The sequence below is a fragment of the Streptomyces sp. genome (genome assembly GCF_019510245.1).
Taxonomy (GTDB): Bacteria; Actinomycetota; Actinomycetes; order Streptomycetales; family Streptomycetaceae; genus Streptomyces.
The window spans coordinates 1-1776 of record NZ_JAEKKT010000503.1; the positions used below are offsets into that span (position 1 = coordinate 1).

1 protein-coding gene and 2 pseudogenes are annotated in these 1776 nt (G+C 68.8%); 1 reads left to right on the forward strand and 2 read right to left on the reverse strand.

The window, feature by feature from the left end; genetic code table 11:
* A pseudogene (locus tag JF597_RS54685) lies at positions 1 to 322 on the forward strand (hypothetical protein); the annotation flags it as partial.
* Positions 323 to 558: 236 nt separating this feature from the next.
* On the opposite strand, the gene JF597_RS54690 reads toward JF597_RS54685, so the two are convergent.
* Together JF597_RS54690 and JF597_RS54695 are read right to left on the reverse strand one after the other, a co-directional pair.
* Positions 559 to 1392: a transposase family protein gene (locus JF597_RS54690; RefSeq protein WP_294014628.1), complete on the reverse strand. Its 834-nt coding sequence runs from the start codon at positions 1390 to 1392 to the stop codon at positions 559 to 561.
* A 73-nt stretch (positions 1393 to 1465) separates the two neighbouring features.
* A pseudogene (locus JF597_RS54695) lies at positions 1466 to 1776 on the reverse strand (hypothetical protein); the annotation flags it as partial.

Sequence of the window (1776 nt, forward strand, 5' to 3'; positions counted from 1 at the left end):
GGCCCTGACCGGCAACGGCTCCTGGTTCGATGTGGTCACCGACATCGCAGCGTTCAAGATGGCCAAGAACGGCGTCAAGGCGGCCAAGGCGGTCAAGGCGCTGCAGAAGGAAGGGCGAGGCATCTCGAAGGGCCTCGCGGAGCAGCAGGCGAAGCGAGTGGCCAGAATGAACCGTGCCGCCGGCGGACGGGGTGGGCAGCGGACGGCTGGGCCGACTCCGCAGAACCGCGGACAATCAGCAGGGGCGGGCGGCGGGCGTGAAGACCCGCGACGAGGCCATGCCGGTGGTGACGCGGAAGGAGACCTACAAGGCCCTCGGTGACAAGCGCATGGCGGAGCAGGTGAAGGACGTCGAGCGCATGAGCGGCAGGTATCCGGACAGCCTGCGACTGAGTGAAATCGCCTCGGAAGCAGCCCGCCAGAAGGGCGTATCCCAAGCCTACTGAGCCTCCGCCAAGTTCGTTTCCGCAGTTCAGTGGGGCTGGTGTGATGTGTCGATGAGGCCCTCACGCTGGCAGGTGGCGTGATCATCGGGGCGAGATCGTCCGCCCCGTCTCGTTACCTCTGTACTTCGCTGTTCGCCAGGACGAGCAGGGCCCGCAGGAGCGTGGTGGCCTGCCGGGTGTCGGTGCGGAGCTTGGTCAGGATCCGCCAGTTCTTGAGGTTCGCGAAGCCGTGTTCGTTGGCGGCGCGTTCGCGGCTGACCAGGCGGTTCGCTTCCTTCTCGGCGGCGGTCAGCTTGTGGTTGCGGGTGGCCTTGCGGCCGGTGATGATCACCGGGTCGTCGTCGGGTTTGTCGTCGAGGCCGACGAAGCCGAGGTCGGCCAGGGCGCCGAGGCCGGCTTCCCGCAGGTGTTCGGTGATCTTGTTGTGGCGGGCGGTGGTGATCTCGCTGGACCGGCCGGGCTTGGCCGCGGAGATCCAGATCAGGTTGCCCTTCTCATCGGTCAGTGCGAGAAACAGCAGGCCATGGGCCTTGTGCTTGCCCGAGTAGTTCTTCCGGTCGTCCTTCCCGGTGCGGCGGTGGGTGCGGATCAGGGTGCCGTCGAGGAGGACCACGACCCCGCCGCTGCGGGCGACCTTCTTCAGCGCGCGGTCCAGGCGCGGGGCGCGGGCGGCCAACAACGTGACGACTTCCTTCACATAGCGGCGGACGGTGGACTCCCCGACACCGTTGCCGCCGGCCATGTCGGCCAGACGCTGGTCATGGCGCAGGACGGCGAGCACGATGACGGCCTGCCGGCCGGGTTCGGCCTTGCGCCAGGGCGAGCGCATCCGGTTGCGGCGCCGGCGTATCAGGCCGGCGACGAGATCGATGGTCCGCTTCGACAGCGGGAGGCGGACCTGGTAGACAACATCCTGAGCGCCCTCGGCGGGCTGGTTTTTCGTCACACATCAACCAACTCCCGCCGGGGGCCCTCGCGTTACGGCCGGAATCGGCCCGTCCGGCCGCCAACACCGCTGGTCAGCATGGTCGGTAGCGGCCCGATGCGGTGCGGACGAGCCAGCCCCGGTCGGAGAGTTTGCGCAGCTGACCCCGGACCGGCTCGATCTTCCCCGGCGTCGTCTCCCGGCCCAGTCCGACGGCAACATCCTTGGCCATCACCGGACCGTCCGCCCCGGCCACGATCTCCATGATCCGACGGTATTCCGAGGTCAGGGCCTGAAGCCCCATCCCCTCGACACGATCGGGCACCACCCGCATCCCGCCCGCACCCGGGCCCACCGTCACAGCGACCGGCTCCGGCTCCGGCTCCGGCTCTGGCTCCGGCTCCG